The sequence below is a fragment of the Streptomyces sp. NPDC059534 genome (assembly GCF_042743475.1).
Classification (GTDB): Bacteria; Actinomycetota; Actinomycetes; order Streptomycetales; family Streptomycetaceae; genus Streptomyces.
On the sequence record NZ_JBHWAQ010000013.1, the window covers coordinates 133,480 to 158,582 of the forward strand.

21 protein-coding genes are annotated in these 25,103 nt (G+C 74.0%); 5 read left to right on the forward strand and 16 right to left on the reverse strand.

Features of this window, described 5'->3' with window-relative positions; genetic code table 11:
- Positions 1-176: 176 nt before the first annotated feature.
- Positions 177-581, reverse strand: coding sequence for a MarR family winged helix-turn-helix transcriptional regulator (locus ACFVZH_RS17880; protein WP_384898356.1), 405 nt, complete (start codon positions 579-581; stop codon positions 177-179).
- 171 nt (positions 582-752) lie between these two features.
- Here ACFVZH_RS17880 and ACFVZH_RS17885 point away from each other — a divergent pair, with 171 nt between their 5' ends.
- On the forward strand, positions 753-1,592 hold the full coding sequence (locus ACFVZH_RS17885; protein ID WP_384898290.1) for a nitroreductase/quinone reductase family protein: 840 nt from the start codon (positions 753-755) through the stop codon (positions 1,590-1,592).
- A gap of 3 nt (positions 1,593-1,595) precedes the next feature.
- Here ACFVZH_RS17885 and ACFVZH_RS17890 read toward each other — a convergent pair whose 3' ends face one another.
- The 3 genes from ACFVZH_RS17890 to ACFVZH_RS17900 form a co-directional block, all read right to left on the reverse strand.
- Positions 1,596-2,252, reverse strand: coding sequence for a hypothetical protein (locus ACFVZH_RS17890; RefSeq protein WP_384898292.1), 657 nt, complete (start codon positions 2,250-2,252; stop codon positions 1,596-1,598).
- A gap of 97 nt (positions 2,253-2,349) precedes the next feature.
- Positions 2,350-3,900, reverse strand: a complete 1,551-nt coding sequence (locus ACFVZH_RS17895; protein ID WP_384898294.1) for an acyl-CoA synthetase — start codon at positions 3,898-3,900, stop codon at positions 2,350-2,352.
- A complete protein-coding gene (locus ACFVZH_RS17900) occupies positions 3,897-5,006 on the reverse strand; it encodes an NAD(P)H-dependent flavin oxidoreductase (RefSeq protein WP_384898296.1) in 1,110 nt (369 codons plus the stop codon). The genes ACFVZH_RS17895 and ACFVZH_RS17900 overlap by 4 nt, the downstream gene beginning before the upstream one ends.
- A gap of 117 nt (positions 5,007-5,123) precedes the next feature.
- Here ACFVZH_RS17900 and ACFVZH_RS17905 point away from each other — a divergent pair, with 117 nt between their 5' ends.
- A complete protein-coding gene (locus tag ACFVZH_RS17905) occupies positions 5,124-6,992 on the forward strand; it encodes a serine hydrolase (RefSeq protein ID WP_384898298.1) in 1,869 nt (622 codons plus the stop codon).
- Between the two features lie 132 nt (positions 6,993-7,124).
- Here the strand turns inward: ACFVZH_RS17905 and ACFVZH_RS17910 are convergent, their stop codons facing one another.
- The 6 genes from ACFVZH_RS17910 to ACFVZH_RS17935 all read right to left on the reverse strand — a co-directional run bounded on the left by ACFVZH_RS17910 (position 7,125) and on the right by ACFVZH_RS17935 (position 15,744).
- Positions 7,125-8,048 (reverse strand): LysR family transcriptional regulator, encoded by a 924-nt coding sequence (locus ACFVZH_RS17910; RefSeq protein ID WP_384898300.1) that lies wholly within the window; start codon positions 8,046-8,048, stop codon positions 7,125-7,127.
- 38 nt (positions 8,049-8,086) lie between these two features.
- The gene (locus tag ACFVZH_RS17915; RefSeq protein ID WP_384898302.1) at positions 8,087-9,286 is read right to left on the reverse strand and encodes a glycine C-acetyltransferase; all 1,200 of its coding nucleotides are present in this window, start codon (positions 9,284-9,286) and stop codon (positions 8,087-8,089) included.
- Between the two features lie 3 nt (positions 9,287-9,289).
- Entirely contained in the window at positions 9,290-10,324 is a 1,035-nt protein-coding gene (gene tdh / locus ACFVZH_RS17920; protein ID WP_384898304.1) for an L-threonine 3-dehydrogenase, read from the reverse strand.
- A gap of 259 nt (positions 10,325-10,583) precedes the next feature.
- Positions 10,584-12,152 carry a phytoene desaturase family protein gene (locus ACFVZH_RS17925; RefSeq protein WP_384898306.1) on the reverse strand — a complete coding sequence of 523 codons (1,569 nt, stop codon included), beginning with the start codon at positions 12,150-12,152 and terminating at the stop codon, positions 10,584-10,586.
- A gap of 371 nt (positions 12,153-12,523) precedes the next feature.
- Positions 12,524-14,830, reverse strand: a complete 2,307-nt coding sequence (locus ACFVZH_RS17930) for a tetratricopeptide repeat protein (RefSeq protein WP_384898308.1) — start codon at positions 14,828-14,830, stop codon at positions 12,524-12,526.
- A complete protein-coding gene (locus tag ACFVZH_RS17935) occupies positions 14,812-15,744 on the reverse strand; it encodes an oxygenase MpaB family protein (RefSeq protein ID WP_384898309.1) in 933 nt (310 codons plus the stop codon). Before ACFVZH_RS17935 ends, ACFVZH_RS17930 begins: the two co-directional genes overlap by 19 nt.
- Positions 15,745-15,883: 139 nt before the next feature.
- On the opposite strand from ACFVZH_RS17935, the gene ACFVZH_RS17940 reads away from it, so the two are divergent.
- Positions 15,884-16,741 carry a hypothetical protein gene (locus ACFVZH_RS17940; protein ID WP_384898310.1) on the forward strand — a complete coding sequence of 286 codons (858 nt, stop codon included), beginning with the start codon at positions 15,884-15,886 and terminating at the stop codon, positions 16,739-16,741.
- A gap of 71 nt (positions 16,742-16,812) precedes the next feature.
- Complete coding sequence (locus tag ACFVZH_RS17945; protein WP_384898311.1) at positions 16,813-17,094, forward strand: pyrimidine/purine nucleoside phosphorylase; 282 nt, start codon at positions 16,813-16,815, stop codon at positions 17,092-17,094.
- A gap of 96 nt (positions 17,095-17,190) precedes the next feature.
- Here ACFVZH_RS17945 and ACFVZH_RS17950 read toward each other — a convergent pair whose 3' ends face one another.
- The 3 genes from ACFVZH_RS17950 to ACFVZH_RS17960 all read right to left on the reverse strand — a co-directional run bounded on the left by ACFVZH_RS17950 (position 17,191) and on the right by ACFVZH_RS17960 (position 19,962).
- Positions 17,191-18,381, reverse strand: a complete 1,191-nt coding sequence (locus ACFVZH_RS17950) for an acyl-CoA dehydrogenase family protein (protein WP_384898312.1) — start codon at positions 18,379-18,381, stop codon at positions 17,191-17,193.
- Positions 18,382-18,667: 286 nt separating this feature from the next.
- Complete coding sequence (locus tag ACFVZH_RS17955; RefSeq protein WP_384898313.1) at positions 18,668-19,540, reverse strand: PhzF family phenazine biosynthesis protein; 873 nt, start codon at positions 19,538-19,540, stop codon at positions 18,668-18,670.
- A 110-nt stretch (positions 19,541-19,650) separates the two neighbouring features.
- Entirely contained in the window at positions 19,651-19,962 is a 312-nt protein-coding gene (locus ACFVZH_RS17960; RefSeq protein WP_384898314.1) for an EthD family reductase, read from the reverse strand.
- 308 nt (positions 19,963-20,270) lie between these two features.
- On the opposite strand from ACFVZH_RS17960, the gene ACFVZH_RS17965 reads away from it, so the two are divergent.
- On the forward strand, positions 20,271-20,561 hold the full coding sequence (locus ACFVZH_RS17965) for a winged helix-turn-helix transcriptional regulator (protein WP_384898315.1): 291 nt from the start codon (positions 20,271-20,273) through the stop codon (positions 20,559-20,561).
- 259 nt (positions 20,562-20,820) lie between these two features.
- On the opposite strand, the gene ACFVZH_RS17970 is transcribed toward ACFVZH_RS17965, so the two are convergent.
- The 3 genes from ACFVZH_RS17970 to ACFVZH_RS17980 all read right to left on the reverse strand — a co-directional run bounded on the left by ACFVZH_RS17970 (position 20,821) and on the right by ACFVZH_RS17980 (position 24,930).
- Positions 20,821-21,021: a hypothetical protein gene (locus tag ACFVZH_RS17970; protein ID WP_367827336.1), complete on the reverse strand. Its 201-nt coding sequence runs from the start codon at positions 21,019-21,021 to the stop codon at positions 20,821-20,823.
- A gap of 83 nt (positions 21,022-21,104) precedes the next feature.
- A complete protein-coding gene (locus tag ACFVZH_RS17975; RefSeq protein WP_384898316.1) occupies positions 21,105-21,644 on the reverse strand; it encodes a hypothetical protein in 540 nt (179 codons plus the stop codon).
- Complete coding sequence (locus ACFVZH_RS17980) at positions 21,637-24,930, reverse strand: BTAD domain-containing putative transcriptional regulator (protein WP_384898317.1); 3,294 nt, start codon at positions 24,928-24,930, stop codon at positions 21,637-21,639. Before ACFVZH_RS17980 ends, ACFVZH_RS17975 begins: the two co-directional genes overlap by 8 nt.
- Between the last annotated feature and the right edge of the window lie 173 nt (positions 24,931-25,103).

Here is a 25,103-nt window from a genome sequence, read left to right on the forward strand (position 1 = left end):
CGGCGGGCCGGCCCACCGGAGTCCCTCTCCGGCGGGCCGGCCTCTTCCGCGCGTCCGGCGTGACGGTCGGTGATCGCGTCCGCCGACGCCCGGAACGGGCCCGGCCTCTCCTCACGCGCCGCGCGCGGGCCCGCACCGGCACGGGCCGAACACGGCTCCGGTCCCGCCGGGCTCGTTCAGTCGTCGTGGTCGGCGAGCCCGTGTTCGTACGCGGCGAGGGTGTCGACGAACATCCTGCGTTCGGCGGGGCTGAGGGGGCCGAGGGCGGCGCGCCAGGCGCCGGCGCTGCGGCCGAGCCAGCCGTCGATGGCGGGGCGGTGGGCGTCGGCGATGGAGACGATCTTCCGCCGGCGGTCGGCGGGATCCTCGGCGCGCTCCAGGACGCCCTTCTTGGCGAGGTCGCCGACCATCAGGCTCACGGTGGTCGGGGCGACCTCCAGCCGGGCCGCGAGCTCGTTGACGCCGAGGGGCCCGTCGAACAGCAGGTAGGCGAGGAGGGAGAGGTGACGGGGGGCGAGGGTGAGCGACTGCAACTCGTCGGGGATCCGGATGCGCTTGACCCGTCCGACCATCCGGGGCATGAGCAGCAGCAGCGTACGGACGGCGTCGTCGACGTCCGGTCCGGCGCCGGTCTCGGGCACGCCTGTGCGCTCGTCCCCCTCGCGTGCGGTTGACACCCTGCACCCTCCCTTTTAGCTTTGCTTTCAAAGCAAATGGATCCGCCGGGATCGATGCTATCGAAGGGCACAGCCATGTCCGGGTTCAACCAGCAGGTCATCGAGGAGTTCCGCGCCCACGGCGGCCGCGTGGGCGGCATGTTCGAAGGCGCCTCCTTACTCCTCCTCACGACGACCGGCGCCCGCAGCGGGCGGGCGCACACCACCCCCGCCGTGTTCACGCGCGACGGGGCCAGGCTCCTCGTCTACGCGTCGAACGCCGGCGGGCCGCGCCACCCCGCCTGGTTCCACAACCTCCGCGCCGACGCCCAGGTGAACGTCGAGCTCGGCACCCCCGAGGGAACCGTGGAGCGTTTCGCGGCGACGGCGGTAGTGACGGAGGGCGAGGAGCGCGACCGCCTCTTCGCGGAGCAATGCGCACGGGACCCCGCGTTCGCCGCCTACCGGGCCGCCACGGACCGCCTCATCCCCGTCGTCGCCCTGCACCGCACGGACCTCGCCGACCCGGCCCGCCTCCGGGCCGTCGCCGCCCATCTGGTCAAGGTCCACGACGAGCTCCGCTCCGAACTCGCCGCCCTGCGCGACGGCCTGGCATCCCCGGCGCCGACCCTCGGGCGGCGACTGGCCCGCCACTGCCTCACCCTGTGCGGCGCGCTCCACGCCCACCACCACAACGAGGACTCCGTCTTCGACCTCCTGGAGCGGCAGTTCCCCGGCCTCTCCGACTCCCTGGACCGCATGCGCCGGGAGCACCGCGTCGTCGCCCGCGCGGTCGACGAACTGGAGTCCCTGCTCGGCTCCGGCGCCACCCCGGCGACCCTCCGTCCCGAGGTCGACCGCCTCGCCACGCGCCTGGAGGAGCACTTCGCCTACGAGGAGTCCCGGTTGCTCCCGGCACTGGATCCCGGAGCGTGACGGTCAGCCGCGCCAGGTCTCGCAGTACTGGATGTGCAGGCTGCCGGGTACGTGCCGGCGCGTCCGCGGCCGCGACCAGGGCCCGGAGGTGAACTCGACGCAGTAGTGACCGGCGGAGGGATGACGTCGACGGTGGGACGGGGCCTCGTCCACGAGCCGGCGCAGCACGGTGCCGTGGTCGCGGAACGCGGTGGCACTGCCCACGACGAACAGCGTGTGGGCGGCGATGTCGAACCCGAGGTGATCCCGGTACGTCCGGTGGTACCTGCGCCCGTGATCGACCGTGTCCTCGTCGGGAAGGTACGTGTCCGGAGTGGAGGCGACCTGCGGCCGCCCCGCGCCCAGCCCCGCCCGGACCCGCTTCCACGAGGCCGTCAGGAACTGCAGGCTGTGGTGGACCAGCACCAGATCCAGCGCGACCGACACCCCCTCACCGTCGACACCCTCGGGCGCCGCCTCGGCCCGCATCGGCACATGGACCAGCGACCGCGACGACCGGGCGGCCAGCTCCCACAGAGCGGCGAGCCGCTCCGCCCCCTCCGGGTCGGCGTACATCGACAGCCAGTGCCCCGTGTCGCGCAGCACCAGCCGCCCCGGCGCCGGTGCCGCCCGGACGACCCTCACCTCGCCGCCGTCCACCCGCACCCTGTGCACGTCCACCCGCTGCTCCACACGCCTCCTCCGCCCGATCACCGTCGCACGATATCCCGTCCCGCCACGAACGGATCGGCGATTTCCCGGCGCCGGCGGACGCCCCCTAGAGAGGGCGCTCGTGGCCCTCCCAGTACGGGTCGCGCAGGCGGCGCTTGTAGAGCTTGCCGTTGGGGTCGCGGGGCATGACGGGGATGAAGTCGACGGATTTGGGGCGTTTGAAGCCGGCGAGGCGGTCGGCGCAGTGGGCGAGGACGGACTCCGCGAGGGCGGGCCCGGCCTCGTGCCCCTCGGCCACCTCCACGACGGCTTTGACCTCTTCGCCCCAGTCGGCGTGGGGGATGCCGAAGGCGGCGGCGTCGGCGACGGCGGGGTGGGCGAGGAGCGCGGCCTCGATCTCGGCGGGGTAGATGTTGACCCCGCCGGAGATGATCATGTCGATCTTGCGGTCGCGGAGGAAGAGGTAGCCGTCCTCGTCGAGGAGACCGAGGTCGCCGACGGTGAAGAAGTCGCCGATGCGGTTCTGCGCGGTCTTGGCCTCGTCCTTGTGGTACTGGAAGCCGCCGGTGTTCATCTTCAGGTAGACGGTGCCGAGTTCGCCGGGCGGCAGCTGTTTGCCGTCGTCGTCGAAGACGGCGAGTTCACTGATGGGCCAGGCCCTGCCGACCGTTCCGGGACGCTTCAGCCACTCGTCGGCGGTGGCGAAGGCGCCGCCGCCCTCGCTGGCCGCGTAGTACTCCTCGACGCACCGGCCCCACCAGTCGATCATCGCCCGCTTGACGTGCTCCGGGCAGGGTGCGGCGCCGTGGATGGCGTGGCGCATCGAGGAGACGTCGTACCGCGCGCGTACGTCCTCGGGTAGGGCGAGGAGCCGGTGGAACTGGGTGGGGACCATGTGCGTGTGGGTGCAGGCGTACCGGTCGACGAGGCGGAGCATCTCCTCCGGGGTCCACCGGTCCATCAGGACGAGCGGATGGCCGATGTGCAGCGCGGCCGCGGCGAACTGGAGGACGGCGGTGTGGTAGAGCGGCGAGCAGACGAGATGGACGTTGCCGTCGGCCGGCCGGATGCCGAAGATGCCCAGGAAGCCGCCGAGATGGGTCTCCTCGGGGAGTCTGCCGGGGAGGGGGCGGCGGATGCCGCGGGGCCGTCCGGTGGTGCCGGAGGTGTAGTTCATGACCCAGCCGAGCGTGCGGTCGGCGGGCGCCGAGTCGTCCTGGCCGTCGAGGAGTTCGGCGTACGGGCGGAAGCCGGGGACCGCGCCCACCGCGTACCGGTGGGTGGCGGCGAGGCCGGCCTCGTCGGCGGCGAGGGTGACGGCCTCGGCGAACCGCTCGTGGGCCAGCAGGACCTTCGCGCCGGAGTCGGCGACGATCCAGGCGATCTCGGGGCCCACGAAGTGGTGGTTGACCGGGACGAGGTAGAAACCGGCCTGGGTGGCGGCGAGATGGGCGGCGAAGAACTCGGGGCCGTTGGGCAGGACGACGGCGAAGGCGTCGCCGCGCTCCAGCCCGGCGGCGCGCAGCCCGTGGACGAGGCGGTTGGCCTCGGCGTGCAGCCGGCCGGCGCTCCACTCCTCGCCGTCGGGTGCGACGAGGACCGTGCGGTCGGGGTCGGCGGCGGCCTGGGACCAGAAGCCGGTGGGACCGTTGCTCACTGGGCGCTCCTTCCGGCGATGCGGTTGATGCGGTCGACGGCCTTCTCGAAGCCCCGGGTGAGGTCGTCGACGACCTGCTGGACGCTGCGCTCGGAGTTCATCCGGCCGACGATCTGCCCGACGGGGGTGCCGAGGAGCGGTTCGACCTCGTAGCGCTGGATACGGGAGACGGCCTCGGCGACCAGGAGTCCCTGGAGCGGCATGGGGAGGGTGCCCGGGCCCGCCGGGTCGTCCCAGGCGTCGGTCCACTCGGTGCGGAGCTGCCGGGCGGGCTTGCCGGTCAGGGCGCGGGAGCGGACGGTGTCGCCGGATCCGGCCGCGAGGAGCTTGTCGGTGAGGGCGCGGGAGTGCAGGTCCGCCTCGGTGGTGGTGAGCCAGATCGAGCCGAGCCACACGCCCTGGGCGCCGAGGGCGAGTCCGGCGGCGATCTGCTCGCCGCTGCCGATGCCGCCGGCGGCGAGCACGGGCAGCGGGGAGACCGCGTCGACGACCTCGGGGGTGAGGACCATGGAGGCGATCTCGCCGGTGTGGCCGCCCGCCTCGTATCCCTGGGCGACGACGACGTCGATGCCGGCATCGGCGTGGTGGCGGGCGTGGCGGGCGCTGCCGGCGAGGGCGGCGACGAGGACGCCGTGGTCGTGGGCGCGGGCGACGACGTCCGGCGGCGGCGAGCCGAGGGCGTTGGCGAGGAGTTTGATGGGGTAGTCGAAGGCCACGTCCAGCTGGCCGCGGGCTACCTGCTCCATCCAGCCGGTGATCCGCCAGCCGGACGCCTCGCCCTCGGCGAGTTCGGGCACGCCGTGCTTGGCGAGGGTGGCGCGGACGAACGCCCGGTGCTCCTCGGGGATCATGGCCTCGACCTCGACCTCGCTGACCCCTTCGACCTTCTTGGTCGGCATCACGACGTCGAGGCCGTAGGGCAGGCCGTCGGTGTGCTCCTGCATCCAGTCGAGGTCGCGGGCGAGGTCGTCGGGTGCGGTGTAGCGGACCGCGCCGAGGACGCCGAACCCGCCGGCTCTGGTGAGTGCGGCGGCCACCGCGGGGAAGGGCGTGAAGCCGAAGATGGCGTGCTCGATCCCCAGGGTGCGACTCAGCTCCGTCTTCATGGGCGGCAGGATGCCCCAGCCGCCCGGCGGAGGGAAGACCTTTTCTGATGCATCGTCAGATTCTTTGCGGGCGGCACGCCGGAGTTTCGCCGCGCCCCGCCGTGGGAGAGGGTGGGCATGACGGACGATGACACGAAGGACAGAGGTCTGAACCGGCGCGCGTTCGGCGGCGGGGTACTGGCCCTCGGAGGTGCGGTGACGATCGGCGCGGTGCCGGGGGCGGCGGCGTCCCCGGAGAGAGGAACGGGCGCCTTGGCCGGGGCCGGGAGCGATGCCGGGGGCGGCACCGGGGACGCGCGGGGAACCGGGGCCGGAACCGGCGGTTTCCCGGCGGCGCGCCGGACCACGTTGCGGCGCGGCTCGGCCGAGCGGGCGGGACTGCTCGCCCCGCACCTGGACCGGCTGGTCGCGGACGCCGAGAGCTTCCTCGGGCCGTCCCCCGTCCACCCCTGGTACGCGGGCGCGGTGCTGCTCGCCGGGCGCGGCGGGACCGTCGCCCTGCACCGGGCGATCGGTTCGGCCGTACGGTACGCGGCGTACGACGAGAAGACGGACACGGGCGTCGAGCTGCCGCCCGAAGAGCGGCTCCCCATGACCGAGGAGACCGTGTTCGACCTGGCGTCGGTCACCAAGCTGTTCACCTCGATCCTGGCGGTGCAGCAGATCGAGCGCGGGGCGCTGGAACTGGAGGCGCGGGTCACCACGTACCTCCCGGAGTTCGGGGGCGGCGGGAAGCAGGACGTCACGGTCCGTCAGCTGCTGACCCACACCTCGGGGTTCCGTTCCTGGATCCCGCTCTACCGGACGCCGACGCGTGAGGGGAAGCTGCGGCTGCTGTGGGACGAGAGGCCGGCGTCACCGCCGGGTTCGGCGTACCTCTACTCCGATCTGAACCTGATCTCGCTCCAGTTGATCCTGGAGAAGATCACCGCTCGCGGCCTGGACGTCCTGCTCCACGACGAGATCACCGCTCCGCTCGGGATGCACCGCACTCGCTTCAACCCGCCGCTCTCGTGGCGGCCGGAGATCGCCGCCACCGAGGACGCCCGGCCCCCCTGGTCCGGCCTCGACCGCGGCATGATCCGGGGCGAGGTCCACGACGAGAACGCCCACAGCCTCGGCGGCGTCGCCGGCCACGCGGGCATCTTCTCCCGCGCCTGGGACCTCGCCGTCCTGGCCCGCACCCTCCTCAACGGCGGAGCGTACGGCAGTGCCCGCATCCTCTCCCCCGCGTCCGTGGAGCTGATGTTCACCGACTTCAACACCGCCTTCCCCGGCGACGAGCACGGCCTCGGCTTCGAGCTCTACCAGCACTGGTACATGGGGGCCATGGCCACCCCGCACACCGCCGGGCACACCGGCTTCACCGGCACCAGCCTCGTCCTGGACCCGACGACCGACGCCTTCCTGATCGTCCTCGGCAACTCCGTGCACCCGGTCCGCTCCTGGCGCTCCGGCTCCGCGCCACGCGTCGCCACCGCGAACCGACTGGCCAGGGCGGTCCCCGTACGCCCGGCCCGGGGCCGTGACGCCTGGTTCTCCGGAATGGAGAGCGGTACCACCGCCACCCTCACCCTCCCCCCGGTCCCCGGCGCGGCACGCCTGGAGTGCGCCCTGTGGTGGGACACCGAGCCCGGCACCGACGTCGCCCGCCTGGAGTCCTCCGCCGACGGCGGAGCGACCTGGGAGCCGGTGCCCTTCGCCACCGCCCGCCCCGGCCGGGAACCCGAGTCCCGTCCGTCCGGCGCGGTCGGCGGCTGGTCCGGCCGCACCTGGCATCGCGTGACGGCCGAGGTGCCGGACCCGGGCCCCTTCCCCGTACGGCTGCGCTGGCGGTACACGACCGACCAGCGGTACGTCGGACGCGGGGTGTACGTGGACGGGGTGCGGGTCCTCGACGCCACCGGGCGGCCGCTGTTCGACGAGGCCCGGCCGGCGGACCGCTCCCGCGTCGAGGCGGTGGGCTGGACGGCCTCGGGGGACTGAACGGGGTGATCCGGAGCGGCCGGCCGGCGGCGTCGGGCCGGCCAGCGGCAGCAGCCGGCAGCGTCGGACCGGCCGGCGGCGTCGGTGGGGTGGGGGTCGTGTCGGTGCGGCCCGTGGCGTCGGTCCGGGCCTTCAGTGCGCCGCGTCCGCCCGTTCCGGTGCCGCGGCCGCGCGGAGTTCCGTGAGGAGCGGGCTGATCAGGGGGTGTTCCTCGGCGCCGCGCCGCACCGCCGCGAAGACCCGGCGGGTGGGGGCGACCCCGTCGACCGGGCGGATCGCGACGTCGCTGAGGTCCGTGCCGCGCAGCGCCGAACGCGGGACCAGGGCCACTCCGGCGGCGGCCGAGGCAAGGGCGACGACGGCCCGGAAGTCGTCGGAGACATGCGCGAAGCGGGGGGCGAATCCGGCGTACTCGCAGGCCAGGACGGTCACGTCGTGGCACGGGTTGCCGGTGGACTGCCCGATCCAGGTGTCCTTGGCGAGGTCGGCGAGCGGGACCCGCTCGTCGCCCGCGAGCGGGTGGCCGGGCGGCAGGACCACGTCGAAGGGCTCCGCGTAGAGCGGGACCCGGGTGAGCCGGGCGTCGTCCTCGCCGGGAGCGCCCCGGTACTCGACCGCCACCGCGACGTCCACGTGCCGGTCCAGGACCATCAGCAGGCTCTCGTCGCCCTCGGCGTCCCGCACCCGGACCCGGATGCCGGGCGCGGTGCGGGACAGGGCCGTGATGGCCGGGGCGACGACGAGCCCGATGCCGGTGGCGAAGGCCGCGACGGTGACCGTGCCGGCCTCGCCCGAGCCGTACGCGGCGAGTTCGGACTCGGCGCGCTCCAGCTGGGCCAGGACGGCGTTGGCGTGGCTGAGCAGGATCTCGCCCGCCGGGGTGAGGCGCGCGCCCCGGGCGCTGCGGTCCACCAGGCGGTGGCCGGTCTCCTGCTCCAGGGCGGCGAGCTGCTGGGAGACGGCGGAGGGGGTGAGGTACAGCGCGGCGGCCGCCGCCGTCACCGTGCAGTGGTCGGCCACCGCTCGGAGGATGTGCAACCGCCGCGCTTCGATCATGTCCCTAGTCTCGCAGGACCGGAGCCCTGCTTCCGACGTCAGGCGGTCAGGGCGGCGCGGGCCTCGACGAAGGCGTCGACGGCCCGGTTCACGTCCTCCGTGGAGTGCGCGGCGGAGAGCTGCACACGGATGCGGGCCGCGCCCTGCGGCACGACCGGGTACGAGAACCCGATCACGTACACGCCGCGCTCCAGGAGCAGCTCGGCCATCCGGCCGGCGACGGCGGCGTCGCCGATCATGACGGGGGCGATGGCGTGGTCGCCGGGGAGGATGTCGAAGCCCTCCGCGGTCATGCGGGAGCGGAAGAGCGCCGTGTTGGCGTTGAGCCGCTCGCGCAGGTCGCCGGCGGACTCCAGGAGGTCGAGGACCTTGAGGGAGGCGGCGGCGATGACCGGGGCGAGGGTGTTCGAGAAGAGGTACGGGCGCGAGCGCTGCCGCAGCAGGGCGACGATCTCGGCGCGGGCGGCGACGTAACCGCCGGAGGCGCCGCCGAGGGCCTTGCCGAGGGTGCCGGTGATGATGTCGACGCGGTCCATGACGCCGTGCAGCTCGGGGGTGCCGCGGCCGCCGGGGCCGACGAAGCCGACCGCGTGCGAGTCGTCGACCATGACCATGGCGTCGTAGCGCTCGGCCAGGTCGCAGATCTCGGCGAGCGGGGCGACGTAGCCGTCCATGGAGAAGACGCCGTCGGTGACGATCAGCTTGCGCCGGGCGCCGCCCTCCGTGGCCTCCTTGAGCTGCTGCTCCAGGTCGGCCATGTCGCGGTTGGCGTAGCGGAAGCGGCGGGCCTTGGACAGGCGGATGCCGTCGATGATCGACGCGTGGTTGAGGGCGTCGGAGATGACCGCGTCCTCGGCGCCGAGGATCGTCTCGAAGACGCCGCCGTTGGCGTCGAAGCAGGAGGAGTAGAGGATCGTGTCCTCCTGGCCGAGGAAGGCCGAGAGGCGCGCCTCCAGCTCCTTGTGCACCTCCTGCGTGCCGCAGATGAAGCGGACGGAGGCCATGCCGTAGCCCCAGCGGTCCAGCGCCTCGTGGGCGGCCGCGACGACGTCGGGGTGGTCGGCGAGGCCGAGGTAGTTGTTGGCGCAGAAGTTGAGCACCTCGCCGGGGCGGCCGCCCGCGGTGACGGCGACGGTGGCCGACTGGGGGGTGCCGATGACCCGCTCGGGCTTGTGCAGCCCGGCCTGCCGGATCTCTTCGAGGGTGGCGCGGATGTCGTCGCGTACGGAATCGAACATGGGTCAGGCTCCCGCAGTCCAGTCGAGGATGATCTTGCCGCTCTTGCCGGAGGCCGCGTCGTCGAAGGCGGCCTCGAAGTCGGTGTACGCGTACCGGCCGGTGACGACGGGGGCGAGGTCGAGGCCCGCCTCCAGGAGCACCGACATGGCGTACCAGGTCTCGAACATCTCGCGGCCGTAGATGCCCTTGACCGTGATCATGGACGTGACGATCTTCGCCCAGTCGACGGCGAAGTCCTCGCTGGGCAGGCCCAGCATGGCGATCTTGCCGCCGTTGGTCATGTTGGCGACCATGTCGCGCATCGCGCGCGGGTTGCCGGACATCTCCAGGCCGACGTCGAAGCCCTCCTTGAGCCCGAGGGTGCGCTGGCCGTCGGCGATGGTGTGCTCGGCGACGTTGAGGGCGAGCGTGACGCCCGTCTTGCGCGCCAGGGCGAGGCGCTCCTCGCTGACGTCGGTGATCATGACGCTGCGGGCGCCGGCGTGCTTGGCGACGGCGGCGGCCATGATGCCGATCGGGCCCGCGCCGGTGACGAGCACGTCCTCGCCGACGAGCGGGAAGGAGAGCGCGGTGTGCACGGCGTTGCCGAACGGGTCGAAGATCGCGGCGACGTCGAGTTCGACGGGGACGCGGTGCACCCAGACGTTCGACGCGGGCAGCGCCACGTACTCGGCGAACGCGCCGTCCCGGCCGACGCCGAGGCCGATCGTGGCGCGGCAGAGGTGACGGCGGCCGGCCAGACAGTTGCGGCACTTGCCGCAGACGAGGTGGCCCTCGCCGCTCACCAGGTCGCCGACGGCGATGTCGGCGACGTCACGGCCGACGGAGACGACCTCGCCGACGAACTCGTGGCCGATCGTCAGCGGCGTGGCGATCGTCTTCTGCGCCCAGCCGTCCCAGGAGCGGATGTGCAGGTCGGTTCCGCAGATACCGGTCCGCTTGACCTTGATGAGGACGTCTCCCGGGCCGGTCTCCGGCTCGGGCACGTCCGTGAGCCAGAGTCCCGGCTCCGCCTTCAGCTTGACCAGCGCCTTCAATGCAACGGCTCCCGACGTGCGTGTCCTGTGATGTGGGGGCGCGGGCGCGACTGCGCGCCCAAGATCCCTGGAAGAGAATCTTCCGTACGGAGCGCTCGTGGTCCATCGAGGATTTCTTAAGCGCGCTCGCAGATCAGCTTCACACCGCGGACGCGGAAGGGGCGACGCCGACTCGGCCGAACGGCGGGGGCAGGGCCGGAGGCCGCGGTCGAGCCGCGACGCGCCCCGTCCCGTCGGGTCCCGGCCTCCTCGTGTCCCGTCAGTGGCCGAGGACCGCCATCGCCGCGTTGTGGCCGGGGATGCCGCTGACTCCGCCGCCCCGGACCGCGCCCGCCCCGCACAGCAGCACGTTGGCGTGGCCGGTCTCGACGCCCCAGCGGCCCGTGGCCTCCTCCGCGTACGGGAAGGACAGGTCGCGGTGGAAGATGTGGCCGCCGGGCAGGCGCAGTTCGCGTTCGAGGTCGAGCGGGGTCTTCGCCTCGATGCAGGGCCGTCCGTCCGCGTCGAGTGCGAGACAGTCCTCGATCGGCTCGTCCAGGTGGGCGTCGAGCTGGTCGAGGGTCGCCTTGAGGAGCGCGGCGCGGGTGCCGTCGTTGTCGGCGGCGAAGAGCCTGGCGGGGGTGTGCAGGCCGAAGAGGGTGAGGGTCTGGTGGCCCCGGGCGGCGAGGTCGGGGCCGAGGATCGTCGGGTCCGTGAGGGAATGGCAGTAGATCTCGGAGGGCGGGGCGGTCGGTAGCCGGCCGGCGGCGGCCTCGGCGTGGGCGGCGGCCAGCTGGCCGTACCCCTCGGCGATGTGGAAGGTCCCGGCGAACGCCTCGCGCGGGTCGACGGAGCGGTCGCGGAGTCTCGGCAGCCGGGTGAGCAGCATGTTGACCTTGAGCTGGGCGCCCTCGGGGGCCGGTGGGGGCGCCTCGCCGAGCAGGGCCGCGAGCTCCCGCGGGGAGGCGTTGACGAGGACGTGGTCCGCCTCGACCGTGCCCTCGCCGTCCGCGGTGCGGTAGCCGATCGCGGCGCGCCGCCCGTCGGTCTCGATCCGGGTGGCCTCGTGGCCGGTGACGATGACGGCCCCGGCGGCGCGGGCCGCGTCGGCGAGGGCGTCGGTGAGGGCTCCCATGCCGCCGACGGGGACGTCCCAGTCCCCGGTGCCGCCGCCGATGACGTGGTAGAGGAAGCAGCGGTTCTGCAGCAGCGTGGGGTCGTGGGCGTCGGCGAACGTGCCGATGAGGGCGTCGGTGAGGACGACTCCGCGCACGAGGTCGTCGTCGAAGTCCCGTTCGACGGCGACGCCGAGGGGCTCCTCGAAGAGAAGCCGCCACGTCTCGGCGTCGTCGACGCGGCCGCGCAGCTCGGCCCGGGTGGGCAGCGGCTCGGTGAGCGTCGGGAAGACACGGCGGGCGGCGCGGGCCGTACGGGCGTAGAACGCCTCCCATGCCTCGTACTCCCGGTCGGAGCCGGTGAGCGCCGCGAACGAGGCGCGGGTCCGGTCGGCTCCGCCGCCGACGAGCAGACCGGTGTCGCCCTTCGGGGTGTACGAGGAGATGGACCGTTTCCGCACCGCGAACCGCAGTCCCAGCTCCCGCACGATCTTCTCCGGCAGCAGCGAGACCAGGTACGAGTACCGCGACAGCCTGGCGTCGACCCCGGCGAAGGGCCGGGTCGACACGGCTGCCCCACCGGTGGAGCCGAGCCTCTCCAGGACGAGGACGCTCCGTCCGGAACGGGCCAGATAGGCGGCGGCGACGAGGCCGTTGTGGCCCGCTCCGACGATGACGGCGTCGTACGAACGGGATGCGGCCGGGGCGCCGTGGTGCGCGTCGAGGGCGGTCATGGCTCATGCTCACACGCGGGCGACGGCCGGGGAAGAGCGCGCGGCGGGTGCGGCGGGGTTTCGGTGACGGTGGGGTCGTGCGGCGGGTTTCGGCGGCGATGCGTCGTGCGCCGGGGTTCGGCGCGGCGGGGTGGCGTGCGGCGGGCGTCCCTGGGGGCGTGGCCGGTGGGCCGGCGACACGGGCCGCCGTCCCACCGGAGGACTGGCGAGAACGGGCGGTCGGCGAACCGGGCGGCCGACGGCACCGGCACCGGCGCCCACGGCGCAGGCGACCACGGCACAGACCGCCACCCGAACCGGCCGCCCGCGGCACAGGCCGCCCGTCCCGAAGGCCGCCGACGGGACAGGCCCGCGACGGATCGGACGATCGGTCAGGCCGGCGGCAGGGTGGCCGCTCTCAGGTGGAGGGCGGCGGCCTCGGCGTGGCGGCCGAGGCGCTCCAGGCAGTGGGCCTCGTCGTCGAGCGCGGCGAGGGTGTCGGGATGGGCGGGGCCCAGGAGCCGGGTGCGGGCGGCGCCGATCGCGGCGTGCGCCTCCAGGGCCTCCTCCCAGCGGCCGAGGCGGCCGAGGGCGACGGCGGCCTCGCGGCGGCTGAGCAGGGTGTCCGGGTGGTCCTCGCCCAGGGCCCGGGCCCGGTCGGTGTGCACGGCCCCGGACTCGGCGAGCGCCTCCTCCCAGCGGCCGAGGCGGCCGAGGTTGACGGCGAGGGCGTGGCGGACGCGGAGGGTCTCCGGGGCGTCCGCGCCCTGCGCGCGGGTACGGGCGGCCACGAGGTCGCGGCAGACGTCGAGGGCGTCCGCCGCCTGGCCGAGTCGGCCGAGGAACACGCCGGTCTCGTAGCGGGCGGCGAGGGTGTCCGGGTGGTCGGGGCCGAGCGCGGTGGCCCGCGCGTCGGCCACCGCGCGGTACTCGGTGAGGGCCTCCTGTCCGCGTCCCATCTTCCCGAGGGTGTAGGCCACTTCGTGGCGGGTCACCAGGGTGTCGGGGTGGTCCTCGCCGAGCAGCCGGGCCCGTGCCTCGGCGACCTCGTGCGCCGTGCGGTACGAATCCTCCAGGCGGCCCAGGCGGCCGAGCGTGAACGCCAGGTTGTGGCGGCAGCGCAGGGTGTCGGGGTGGTCGGGGCCCACGGTCCGCTCGCGGGCCGCGAGCACCGCCGCGTACAGCTCGTACGCCTCGGGGTGCCGGCCGAGGCGCCCCAGCGCGTAGGCCCGTTCCTGCCGGGCCGCAAGCGTGTCGGCGTGGTCCTCGCCGAGGACGCGCGCGCGTGCCTCGGCGACCCGGCCGAAGACACCGAGCGCCTCGGCGGGGCGGCCGAGCCGGGCGAGGGCGAACCCGACCTCGTACCGGCTGGCCAGGGTGTCGGGATGGTCCTCGCCCAGGGCCCGCGCGCGGTCGTCGGCGACCGACCGGTGCACGGTCTCGGCCTCGTGCCAGCGGCCGAGGCGGCCGAGACCCATGCCCGCCCGGTAGCGGCCCGCCAGCACCGCGACCAGCTCCGCCGACGGGGCGGGGGCCGCGGTCGCCGGCGAGAGCGCGGCGGACGCGTGGCCGTGCGCGGGGACGAGCGCGTCCGGCACCTGGCCGGCGGTGGTCCACTCGGTGGTGAGGACGGCCGCGGCAGGGTCGTGGGCGACCGGGCGCGGCGCGGCGGCGGCCTCGGCGGCCGGCCGGAGTCCGCCGCCGATCCCCCGGGCCCACGCGGGCGTGGGCGCGGGCACGGGCGTGGGCTCGCCGGGGCCGAGGGGCGGGTGGCCCGGAACCGGGTAGGGAGCGGTGTCACCGGGCCAGGGGCCGGACGGGACCGCGGCCCCGGTCTCGATCGCGGGCGACACGCGGCCCACGGCGATCCGGCGGCGCAGGTCGGCCGCGTGGGACGGCCGCTCCTCGGGGACCTTGGCCAGCAGGCTGACGACGATCCGGTCGAAGAAGGGCGGCAGTTCGGCGCGGATCGCGCGCGGGGGCTGCGGCACCGTGTCCCGGTGGCCGATGAGGATCGCCCAGGAGTCCCCCAGGTCGAACGGCGGGGCGCCGGTGGCCAGCTCGTACAGCACGCAGCCCAGCGAGTAGAGGTCGCTGCGGTGGTCGACCTCGCTGCCGCCGATCTGCTCGGGCGACATGTAGTGGGGCGTGCCCATGGCGATGCCTGTGCCGGTGAGCTTCGAGGTGAAGCCCATGTCGGCGCCGAGACGCGCTATGCCGAAGTCGCAGATCTTCACCGTCCCGTCCCGCAGCCGCATGATGTTCGCGGGCTTCAGGTCGCGGTGCACGATGCCCTGTCCGTGCGTGTAGGCGAGGGCGTCGGCGACCTGGTCGGCGATCTCGACGACGTCCTGGACGGGCAGCGGCCGCTGGGCGTTGGCCGTGAGGAGCTGGCTGAGGTTGCTTCCCTCCAGGAGTTCCATCACGAGGAAGAGCACCCCGTCGTACTCGCCGAAGTCGTGCACGACGGTGATGCCCCGGTGCTGGAGCGCGGCGGCCACCCGGGCCTCGCGCCGGAACCGCTCGCGCACCACCGTGAGGACCTGCGGGTCCTGCTGCGGGCCGAGCGGTTTGAGGCACTTCACGGCGACGCCGCGGCCGAGCGCCTCGTCGGTGGCGCGCCACACCTCGCCCATGCCGCCGCGCCCGATGACCTCGTGGAGCCGGTACCGGCCCTGGATCAGTCTCGAGTCCCCCATCGTGTGCCGCCGCCCCCGTCGAATCCGTACGCCTTCCTCGGCGTCTCCAGTATGGACGCCGGTTCTGACAGTGGGTACGGGGCGGGGTACGTGTCCGCGCGCAGGTACACGTACGGGTCGGGGCGCGTCTGCGGCCCCAGCCGTTCGACGGCCCGCAGGACGTGCCGCGGCGGCAGCCGCCACCGCAGACGCGCGGGAACGCACCGCAGGAGATTGGCCGTCGCCACGAGCCTGCGGGTGACGGTCTCCTCCGGCGGCGCGGGCCGGCCGTAGAGCGCGTGGGCGTACGGAGGCAGCGTGTCGTACGCGAGGGCCGCGACGCGCCGCCAGATCACCTCGCGCGCCGGGACCAGCACGGGTTTCACCGGCGGGCGGCGCAGGAAGTCCTCGACGGTCCGCGCGTCGGGGCCGGCCGCCAGTCCCGGGCGTACCGTGTCGAAATAGGCGGCGAGTTCCTCGGTCGACCCCGGCACGCTCGCCGGGTCGAGCCCGACGAGCCGGGCCGACGTCCGGTGCTCGTCGACGTACCGGTCCGCCTGCGCGTCCGTGAGCGGAACACCGGAGCGGCGCACCACCGACAGGTACGAGTCGGTCTCCGCGCAGTGGACCCACAGCAGCAGTTCGGGGTCGTCGACCCCCAGCAGCCGGTGGATCTTGCGCACCCGCGCCCCGGCCGCCTCCGCGGCCGCCGTCGTCCCGTAACTCAGCGTCCCCACGAAGTCCGCCGTCCGCATGAGGCGCCCCCACGGGTCGTCCCGGAACCCGCTGTTGATCATCACCCCCCGCACCGCCACCGGATGCAGCGCCTGAAGCCACAGCGCCCGCACCCCCGCGATCCACATCACCGGATCGCAGTGCACCTGCCACGTCACGGAACCGGGCCCGAAGAGCCCCGGATCGGCGTCCTGCGTCATGCCGCCCAGGCTACGCCGCACCCCGGCCCCCGGACACCGTCCGGTACCCGGCACTCCGGCTGACCGGTCGCCACCGCGCCGGGTACGCTCCGGGGCGACCACGGGCGTTGTGCGAGCGGGGGTAGGAATGGCCTTGGCCATGTGTCCACTGTGCAGTGACGACGAGGACATCGAGGTGACCCGGACGTTCGACGACGGCCGCCGCCTGGTGAAGCACCGGTGCGGCTACGCGTGGGAGCACGCCGACCCCGCACCCACCAGCGGCACCGCGCCCCGTTCCTTCGCTTACCTCAAGGCCCGGTTCCCGAAGGCCGAGGACGTCACTCCCGAGCGGCTGGAACTCGTGAACCGCCTCAAGGAGCAGTACCTCGCCGTCAGGCCGGCCCCGGCGCCGGAGGTCGTCGCGTACTGGTCGAAGTACCAGCGGGTCTTCTCCCCCGGCGGACTCCGCGACTGCGACCCCCGGCTCCTGAAGGACTTCGCCAACTCCGAGGTCGGGGCCCACCCCGGAAACCAGGCCACCTTCAACTCCGCCTGGAACACCATGGGCGACGCCGCGGCGGGAGCGTCGACCCGCGAGACGATCGGCTACCTCCTGTACGGCCCCGACGGCGTGCCCCTGGAAGACCGGCTCCAGGAGCTGCTGGACGGGACGAAGCCGTTCGCCATGACCGGGTTCAAGGAGGCCCTCCTGACGAGGGTTCTCTGCGTGATGCGTCCCGAACGGTTCCTGACCATCCTGAAGTACACGACCCAGGCGGACGGCAAGCGGGAGATCGCGCGGAAGGTCTACGGACTGGAGCTGCCCGCACCCGAGTCGGTGAACTGGACGCTCGGCCGCCTCGTCTTCTGGAGCAACGACCTCCTGTACTCCCTGGCGGGCGACGGCTTCGCCGGCCAGCAGCACGCCGCGGCGTTCCTGTGGTGGGCCAAGGACCGGATCGGGGGGCCTCAGCAGGGCGGGGGCACGACGGGCGGCGCACACCCGCGTCGGTAAAGTCGACTTACCGGTGGCCGGCACGTGAGGGTCCGACCACCTCCCTTGCCCCGCTTCTCCAGAGGATGTCCATGTTCACGGTCAATGAGTACTTCGACGGCACGGTCAAGTCGATCGGCTTCACCCAGGAGCAGGGCCCGGCGACCATCGGTGTGATGGCCCCCGGCTCGTACGAGTTCGGCACCGCGCGCCCGGAGATCATGCACGTGGTCAGCGGGGCCCTGACCGTCAAGCTGCCCGACGCCGCCGAGTGGCGGACCTTCGCCACCGGGGAGCGGTTCGAGGTCCCCGGGGACAGCAAGTTCCAGCTCGAGGTCGCGGTCGACACCGCGTACCTCTGCGAATACCGCTGACCCTGACGGCTTCCGCCGCACCCCAGGCCGGGGCGAGACCCGCCCCGGCCACCCGCGAGGCACGGCCGGACTCGGCCCGTCGGCCCCCACCGACTCCTACCGGCGGACGCGGGGCATTCCCAGGCCGATCCAGGAGATGATCTCGCGCTGGATCTCGTTGTTGCCGCCGCCGAAGGTGAAGATGACGGCGGAGCGGTAGCCGCGTTCCAGTTCGCCGTGGAGGACGGCGCCGGAGGAGCCTTCCTTGAGGGCGCCGGCGGCGGCGACGACCTCCATGAGGGCGGCGTAGGCGTCGCGGCGGGCCTCGGAGCCGTAGACCTTGACGGCGGAGGCGTCCTGGGGGGTGAGGGTGGAGTGCTGGACGGCGTGGACCATCTGCCAGTTGAGGAGCTTCATCGCGTCGAGGCGGGCGTGGGTACGGGCGAGGGTGCGGCGGACCCAGGGGAGGTCGAGGACGCGGCGGCCGTCGGCGAGGGGGGTGGCGGCTGCCCAGCGCTGGACGTCGTGGAGGGCGCGGATGGCCATGGTGCCGTGGGCGGCGAGGGTGACGCGTTCGTGGTTGAGCTGGTTGGTGATGAGCCGCCAGCCCTTGTTCTCCTCGCCGACCCGCCGTGAGGCGGGGACGCGGACGTCGTCGTAGTAGCTGGCGGTGGTGTCGTGGGAGGCGAGGGTGTTGATGAGGGTGCAGGAGTAGCCGGGGTCGCTCGTCGGGACGAGGAGCATGGTGATGCCCTTGTGGGGCGGGGCGTCGGGGTCGGTGCGGACCGCGAGCCAGACCCAGTCGGCGGTGTCGCCGTTGGTGGTCCAGATCTTCTGGCCGTTGACGGTGTAGTGGCCGGTGGTCTCGTCGCCCTCCCGTACCGCGCGGGTCTTCAGGGCGGCGAGGTCGGTGCCCGCGTCCGGCTCGCTGTAGCCGATGGCGAAGTCGATCTCGCCGGAGAGGATGCGGGGCAGGAAGTACGCCTTCTGCTCGTCGGTACCGAACCGCATGATCGTCGGGCCGACCGTGTTCAGCGCCATGAGGGGCAGCGGCACGCCGGCCTGCGCCGCCTCGTCGAAGAAGATGAACTGCTCCATCGGGGTCAGCCCGCGCCCCCCGTACTCGGTGGGCCAGCCCACGCCGAGCCAGCCGTCGGCGCCGAGCCGGCGCACGGTCTCCCGGTAGAAGCGTTTCTGGGCCGCCGGGTCCTCGTAGCGGGTGTGCACGTCGTCCGGGATCAGCTCGGCGAAGTACGCGCGGAGTTCGGCGCGCAGGCGGTTCTGCTCGGGCGTGTACTCGAGGTGCATGGGGGCCTCCCGTGGCGGCGTCCTGCGGCGGCGTCCAGCGCCGTCCTCGGTGCGGCGCGCGCCTGGGCATGGTGCGACGCGCGACGGCGGCCACGGTAGAACGTGTTTCATAAATGGGGAAGCCTCGGGGCGGTGGCGGTCCCACCGGATCGCCCTCCGCGCGGGACGGCGGGACGGACGGGACGGGCGGGACAGCGGGACGGACGGGAGCCGGGTTTCTTGCGAACGGCGACCTGCGGAAACGTGATCGCCGAGGGGGCGTTGTTCGCAGAACTCGCAGAGATGGTCATCTGTGAGAGTCGCGGACCACCGCCAACCCGCCGACCCGGGTCGTGATGCCCGCCGGCCCGCGTCGGGCCGAAGCGAGCACGCTGGCCGGTCGACCGAGGGTGTCACCCTGCTCCACCTCGATCGCGACCGTCTGCGCCCCTGTCGTGTCGAGCAGGTGGGCGGCCAGGCAGCCGGTGCTGTTGGCGTTGGCGACGTCCTCGTCGACACCGATCGCCGGCGCGAACATCCGTGCCGCACCCGGTCGGTCGCCCACCGGCGGTACGTACACGAAACAGCCGAGGAGCCCGTACCGCCGGCACGCCGCTGTCAGCCTGCCGAGGTGTGGGCGGACTCGGAGCAGCGCCGACCGGTCGTGGACCGGTACCAGCATGCGTGGTGCGCCGGGCGTGGCGATCCGTGGCACGTCGGTCGGATGCGGATCGTCCGCGGTGAGCCCGAGCGCGGCGACGATCGCGGCGCGCTCGTCCGGTGCCGGGTGACGCAGCGCGACGAGGCCCTGGTCGAACCACACCTCGATACCGGCGGGGCGGCGGATCGCGACGGTGTCGAACGTGCGCCCGCCGGTGTGTTGGCGGTCGTTCAGCTCGCCCAGCGCGGCGCGGGTCAACCGGACGGCCTGCGCGGCAACGGTGCCATGGCCGCAGCCGGACAGTTCGGCGGTGGCGGTGAAGAACCGGACCGGCCGGCCACCGTCCGGCGTCCGCCCCGGGCCGAGGAACGCCGCGTGCGAGGTGCCGGCCGCAGCAGCGACCGCACGCCGGTCCGCGTCCGTCGCCGCCGGGTCGTCGTCGGTGACGGCCGTGGGGCTACCGCCCCGGCCGTCGCGCCGCACGCACGCATGAACCACCGTGACATCCGGCCAGGACATCGGCCCCCCCTTTGACGCTCAACGAACCGGCAACCGCGAACGGCGTCCGCGGCTAGCCGGACCTGGCCGCAACGGCCGACCGAACGCGTCCCGGAGCGTCCCGGCCTGCCTCAGCCGGTGCCGTCCTGCACCGGATAGTGGATGACGACCGCACCGCCGGTGGCGTAGTTGGCGACATCGGCGGCCACCCGCCGGCCGTGCGGCGACGCCCGCGCCGCGGCCATGGCGGCGGCGTCGGCGAAGTCGCCTTCGAAGACCGCGAAATACGACGCTTCCCCCTTGGTCGCCGCCACGTCGAAGCTGTAGCGCCACGCAAGCAGGCCGGGCCATTCCATGACCAGCGGAAGGTGGTTGGTCACGTAGTAGTCGCGGAAGTGGTCAGGGTCGGCGGGCTCGGAATACAGGACCACCAACTTATGCATGGCGACCTCCGTCCAGATCAGGGTCGGCGGGCTTGGAATGCGTTCGGCGAGGGAGGCCGGCGCCGCAACGGTGCCGTGACCGCACGCGGGCAGTTCGCCCGGGCATCATGCGCGCGAGCAGCGCACCTGCCCGCTCGGTGTACGGCGCTTCCAGCAGGGCTGTCGGCGACATCGGCTCTCCCCTGAGGGTGTTTCGAAATCAGAAACACGAGGAATGCTAGTGTTTCGAATAACGAAACACAAGGAGGGTCATGCCGACACCGCGCCCAGGAACACCGGTTCGTGGATCGACTACCGGCCGTCCGATCATGGCCGCGATGGATCTCTTCGGCCGTCGGTGGGCGCTGCGCATTCTCTGGGAGCTGCGGGCGGGGCCGCTCGGTGCGCGTGAGCTGCTGACACGGTGCGCAGGTCTGTCATCCAGTGTTCTCTACCAGCGGCTTCGCGAACTCACGTCAAGCGGGATCATCGCCCCTTCAGCCGATGGCTACGAGCTCACCCGGCTGGGGACAGCACTCGGTCACGCCCTCCAGCCACTCGACGAATGGGCGACCACCTGGGCGCAGGCGCAGGACGACCAGAATCCTGAGGAGGCATGAAGGTCGCGGGCTCTTCGATCGTTTCTGGGCGCGGAGGGCCTGGGCCCCGGGTTTCCGCTGTGCCGCAGCGCGGAAGCCGGGACACGGGGCTCACGCGGCCTGTGAGAAGCCTTCGGTCGCCAGGTCGGCGCCGCGCAGCGGGTTTGGCGCGTATCTGGGTCAGACCCCCGGACAGCCCTCGGCCCCGGGTCGGGGCTGCCGATCCGGGGCCGACGGGATCAAGGGAATCGTGGACAGGCCCTGGGCCTGTGCCGGCGGGCTAGGGCAGGAGCTCGTCCATGGAGGCGCGCCCCTTCTCGGCCATGCGGCGTTCCGCCCATGCGAGGCTCTTCGGATTCACGTCACGGCCGGAGGCGAGGACCAGGTCCTCCGCCGTGAATTCGCCCTCCGACCCGGCGTGCAGCAGCCGGTCGGGCGTCGGGAAGTCCCCCGGGGACGTCTTGTCGGGCTCTGCGTTCATGCCGCCTCCTACGTTTCTTCCGGCACTGGCCATTGTCGTGTCCGGCCACCGGGACCGCATCCGGGGCGGTGTCCGGAGCGGTGTCACGTCGGCGGAACGGGCCGCGCGGCGTCGGCCGGCCGGGTGAGCAGGGCAGCGTCCGGTACGAGGGCGTCACGGGCCGCTTCGTCCCAGAGGTCGAGGCCCGCGCGCAGGAGGCCCCGCACGGCGGCCGCCTCCTCGTCGGACCAGGCTCCCCCGGCGTCGGGGTCGAAGAACCGGTCGTAGGCGATGTCGTGGACCGCCCCCTGGGCGGGGAGGGCCGTGGCGGTGTCCACGCTGCGGGCGAGGTCCTCGAAGAAGTTCCAGGCGTCCAGGAGCGGCCCCGTGGGGTCCGTGCGCCGGTGGGGGTCCTGGACCGCCTGGCGTACGACTTCGAGGTCGAGGACGGCCTCCGCGTCCCGGACGAGCTCCCAGCCGTGGCGGTCGCAGTGCTCCTGGAGCGTGCCCGCGTCGTGGAAGGCGAGGAGCCTGCGCCGGTCGTCGACGGCGAGCGTGTCGGGGTCGTCCTGCTCCCCGGCCCGCCAGATCAGGTGGAGGTCCCCCCTGCGGGTGGCGATGCGGTAGGGGTAGTGGTCAGGCATGCGGGGTCTCCCCTGGGTTCCGTGGGTTCCGGACGAGGTCGGCGGCCGTCCCCAGGGACAGCGTGGCGCCCGTCGCGTGGTGGCGGGCGTACGTCTCCGGGGTGAGGGCGGCGCGGAGCGTCTCCTCGGCCCGGGCGCGGATCATGGCCTCCGTCGGGCCGGTGAAGGGGCGGAATCCACCGGCGCTGTCGGCACCGATGAGCTGGTCGTACGCGCCGAGGAGCCGGGCACCGGTCTCCGCGTCGTCCGGTGCGCCGCGTCCGCCGCGGGCCCAGGCGGCGGTGGCGAACTGGGCGGCGATCAGGGTGGGGGCGACGAGCCGGGCGAGTGTCTCGACGTCCGCGACGGCGCGGGCCAGCCGCTCCACGGCGGCGTCGTACGCGCCGTCCAGGCAGTCGAGCCAGGCCCGCACGCCGCCGACGAGGCCCCAGAAGAGCGCCGGGGTGACGTCTCCGAACTCGCTCTCGACGAGGTCGAGCTGGGCCCTGGCGAGGGGCACGCGCCCGGTGTGGGCATAGTGCTGGGCGAGCAGCAGCCGCCCGGCGCCGGCGGCCTCGGCCCCCCACTCCCCCGCCTCGTCGGCGGCCTCGGCCAGGAGCCGTTCCGCGGCCTCGTCGCCGTCGGGACGGAGCCGGAGCCGTACGGCCGCGAGGCGGGCCGTGATGACGGGTACCTGGGAGCGGGCGCCGATCCGGGTGGCGGCGTCGGCGGCGCGCGCGAAGTCGGCGGCGGCCTCGGGGAGCCGCCCGGCGCGCTCGTACGCCTCGCCCCGGGCGGAGAGCGACTCGGCGATGCCCCAGGAGTCGCGGGCGGCCTCGAAGAGGGCGAGTGCCTCGTCGGCGTCCTCGGGTCCGTGGCCGAGGAGCTTGGCCCGCATGAGGAGGGCGAAGGCCAGGTCCCAGTCGGTGCCGTGGTCGCGGCAGGCCGTGACGGTGAGCGCCAGGGTCTCGTCGAGGGTGCTCAGCTCTCCGGTCATGAGCCGGGCGAAGTACCACATCGTCCCCGGCTGGCGGCAGGTCTGCGGAAGGCCGGGGCGGTACGCGGCGACGAGGGCGACCAGCCGGGCGCGGGTCTCCGGCTGCTCGAACGCGGTGGCGCCCTCACCGCCCTGGGTCGCGAACGCGTAGAGGTGTCCGCCGCGCCGTGCCTCCCGGAGCCGCTCGCCGGTCCACGGCGGCGGTACGTCCACGCACCGGCCGTCGACCGGAGCGGCGGGGCGGACGGGGGCCCGGAAGGGGTCGGGGCCGAGGCGGGCCGCCTCGGCGGCCCAGGTCCGGGCGTCCAGGGTGTGGTTGCGCAGCTGCCAGAACCAGCTGAGGCAGTGGACGAGGCAGAGGGCCTCCTGCTCGTCGCCGAGCGCCACCGCCGTACGCAGCGCACCCCGCAGGTTGTCGTGCTCTCGCTCCAGGCGGGCGATGGCGGCGACCTGCCCCGCGCCCCGCAGTTCGGGGTCGGTTCGGCGGGCCAGCTCGCGGTAGTACGTCAGGTGCCGGCGCTCGGTCGCCGCCCGCTCTCCCGCCTCGTCGAGCCGCTCACCCGCGTACTCCGCCACGGTCTCCAGAAGCCGGTAGCGCATGCCGGTGTCACCGGGCGCGGCGACGACGAGCGACTTGTCGACCAGGGAACCCAGCACGTCCAGGACGTCGACACCGGCGCACACGGCCTCCGCCGCCTCCAGGTCGCAGCCGCCGGTGAACACCGACAGACCGCACAGGACGGCCCGTTCGGGCTCGTCGAGCAGCTCCCACGACCAGTCCACGACCGCGCGCAGCGTCTGCTGGCGGGGCAGTACGGTCCGGGCACCCGAGGTCAGCAGCCGAAACCGGTCGTCGAGCCGGTCCGCGATCTGCCGGACGGAGAGCATCCGCAGCCGGGCCGCGGCCAGCTCGATGGCGAGGGGAAGGCCGTCCAGGCGGCGGCAGACCTCCTCGGCCGCCTCCGCGTCCTCCTCGACCACGAACCCGGGACGTGCGGCGGCGCCGCGTTCTCCGAGCAGCCGCAGCGCCGTCGCCATGGGCAGCGGCCCCAGCGGACGCACCGCCTCCCCGGGCACCCCCAGCGGCTCGCGGCTCGTCGCCAGGACGGTCACGCCGGGGCATCGCGTGAGCAGCGTGTGGGTGAGTTCCGCGGCGACGTCGACCACGTGTTCGCAGTTGTCGAGGACGAGCAGCATCCGGCGTCCGGCGCAGTGCTCGACCAGGGAGGCGTAGGGGTCGTCCGGTTCGGTGACGGCGGGGCGGTGCCAGAGCTGGGTGTCGCGGGCGCCGACCGCGGTGAGGACGGCGGCGGCGACCGCGGTCCCGTCGCGGACGGAGGCCAGTTCGGCGAGGTGGACGCGGCCGCCGTAGGTCTCGGCGGCCTCGACGGCGAGCCGGGTCTTGCCCACGCCGCCCGGGCCGGTGAGGGTGACGAGGCGCCGCTCGCCCCACAGGCCGGCGAGCGTCCGCAGTTCGTCGGTCCGGCCGATGAAGGACGTGAGCCTGGCCGGCAGGGCGCGCGCCGACCCGTGCGGGGCGGGCGCCGCCGGTGCCCCGGCCGGGTCCTCCCTCAGAAGCTCGGCGTGCAGGGACCGCAGCTCGGGGCCGGGGTCCGTGCCCAGCCGGTCGGCGAGGGCCGCCCGTACCTCCTCGTACGCCGCGAGGGCCTGGGCCGGCCGGCCGGAGGCGCGCAGGGCCCGGATCCGCAGCGCCTGGAGGGGCTCGTCGAGCGGCTCGCCGGCGGCGAGGGCGGTGAGCGGCGCGAGGACGGCGGTGGCCCGGCCGAGGGCGAGGTCGGCGGCGAACCGGTCGCGGCGTGCCTGGGCGTGCCGCTGTCCGACCCGTACGACGAGGGGGTCGGCGGCCCGGCCCGGCAGGTCCGCGAGGGCGGGCCCGCGCCACAGGCCGAGTGCCTCGTCGAGGAGGTCGGCGGCCCGTTCCGGGTGCCCGGCGGCGAGGGCGGCGGTTCCCTCGCCGGCGAGCCGTTCGAACAGGTGGAGGTCGACGGCGTCCGGCCCGGCGGCGAGGCGGTAGCCGCCGCCGGGTGCGGAGAGGACCGCGTCCCGCCCCAGTGCCTTGCGCAGCCGTCCGACGAGGGCCTGGAGCGCCGCCGTGCGGTCCTGGCCGTCGGCCGTGTCGCCGTCGTCCCACACCTGCTCGATCAGGGCGCCCGGGCCGACCGGGCGCCCGCCGGCCGCGGCGAGCGCGGTGAGCAGCGCCCGGAGCCTGGCACCGCCCAGAACGGCCTCCGTCCCGTCGTCGGTACGGAGGGCCTGGCACGGACCGAGAACGCGGTAGAGGGGCTGCACCGGCCCATTCTGCCCCGGCGGGCGAGGTGACCCCACGAAGTTTCCGGCGGGCCCGGGGCGCCGGTCCCGGGAGTGGGACGCCCGCGTCGCAAGCGCGCATGCCCCGGAGTGAGACGCCCGCCCGCCCCTGCCCCGCAAGCACCCAGGCACCCGCCCCCACTCCGGCAAGGACG

What these genes read in the sequence shown, in the direction of transcription:
- ACFVZH_RS17915 (WP_384898302.1), bottom strand. Translation starts at nt 9,286, where the DNA reads ATGTTCGATTCCGTACGCGACGACATCCGCGCCACCCTCGAAGAGATC.
- ACFVZH_RS17955 (WP_384898313.1), bottom strand. Translation starts at nt 19,540, where the DNA reads ATGTCCTGGCCGGATGTCACGGTGGTTCATGCGTGCGTGCGGCGCGAC.
- ACFVZH_RS17900 (WP_384898296.1), bottom strand. Translation starts at nt 5,006, where the DNA reads ATGAAGACGGAGCTGAGTCGCACCCTGGGGATCGAGCACGCCATCTTC.
- ACFVZH_RS17975 (WP_384898316.1), bottom strand. Translation starts at nt 21,644, where the DNA reads ATGCCTGACCACTACCCCTACCGCATCGCCACCCGCAGGGGGGACCTC.
- ACFVZH_RS17885 (WP_384898290.1), top strand. Translation starts at nt 753, where the DNA reads ATGTCCGGGTTCAACCAGCAGGTCATCGAGGAGTTCCGCGCCCACGGC.
- ACFVZH_RS17935 (WP_384898309.1), bottom strand. Translation starts at nt 15,744, where the DNA reads ATGACGCAGGACGCCGATCCGGGGCTCTTCGGGCCCGGTTCCGTGACG.
- ACFVZH_RS17930 (WP_384898308.1), bottom strand. Translation starts at nt 14,830, where the DNA reads ATGGGGGACTCGAGACTGATCCAGGGCCGGTACCGGCTCCACGAGGTC.
- ACFVZH_RS17910 (WP_384898300.1), bottom strand. Translation starts at nt 8,048, where the DNA reads ATGATCGAAGCGCGGCGGTTGCACATCCTCCGAGCGGTGGCCGACCAC.
- ACFVZH_RS17925 (WP_384898306.1), bottom strand. Translation starts at nt 12,152, where the DNA reads ATGACCGCCCTCGACGCGCACCACGGCGCCCCGGCCGCATCCCGTTCG.
- ACFVZH_RS17945 (WP_384898311.1), top strand. Translation starts at nt 16,813, where the DNA reads ATGTTCACGGTCAATGAGTACTTCGACGGCACGGTCAAGTCGATCGGC.
- ACFVZH_RS17905 (WP_384898298.1), top strand. Translation starts at nt 5,124, where the DNA reads ATGACGGACGATGACACGAAGGACAGAGGTCTGAACCGGCGCGCGTTC.
- ACFVZH_RS17960 (WP_384898314.1), bottom strand. Translation starts at nt 19,962, where the DNA reads ATGCATAAGTTGGTGGTCCTGTATTCCGAGCCCGCCGACCCTGACCAC.
- ACFVZH_RS17970 (WP_367827336.1), bottom strand. Translation starts at nt 21,021, where the DNA reads ATGAACGCAGAGCCCGACAAGACGTCCCCGGGGGACTTCCCGACGCCC.
- ACFVZH_RS17965 (WP_384898315.1), top strand. Translation starts at nt 20,271, where the DNA reads ATGGCCGCGATGGATCTCTTCGGCCGTCGGTGGGCGCTGCGCATTCTC.
- ACFVZH_RS17940 (WP_384898310.1), top strand. Translation starts at nt 15,884, where the DNA reads ATGTGTCCACTGTGCAGTGACGACGAGGACATCGAGGTGACCCGGACG.
- ACFVZH_RS17880 (WP_384898356.1), bottom strand. Translation starts at nt 581, where the DNA reads ATGCCCCGGATGGTCGGACGGGTCAAGCGCATCCGGATCCCCGACGAG.
- ACFVZH_RS17950 (WP_384898312.1), bottom strand. Translation starts at nt 18,381, where the DNA reads ATGCACCTCGAGTACACGCCCGAGCAGAACCGCCTGCGCGCCGAACTC.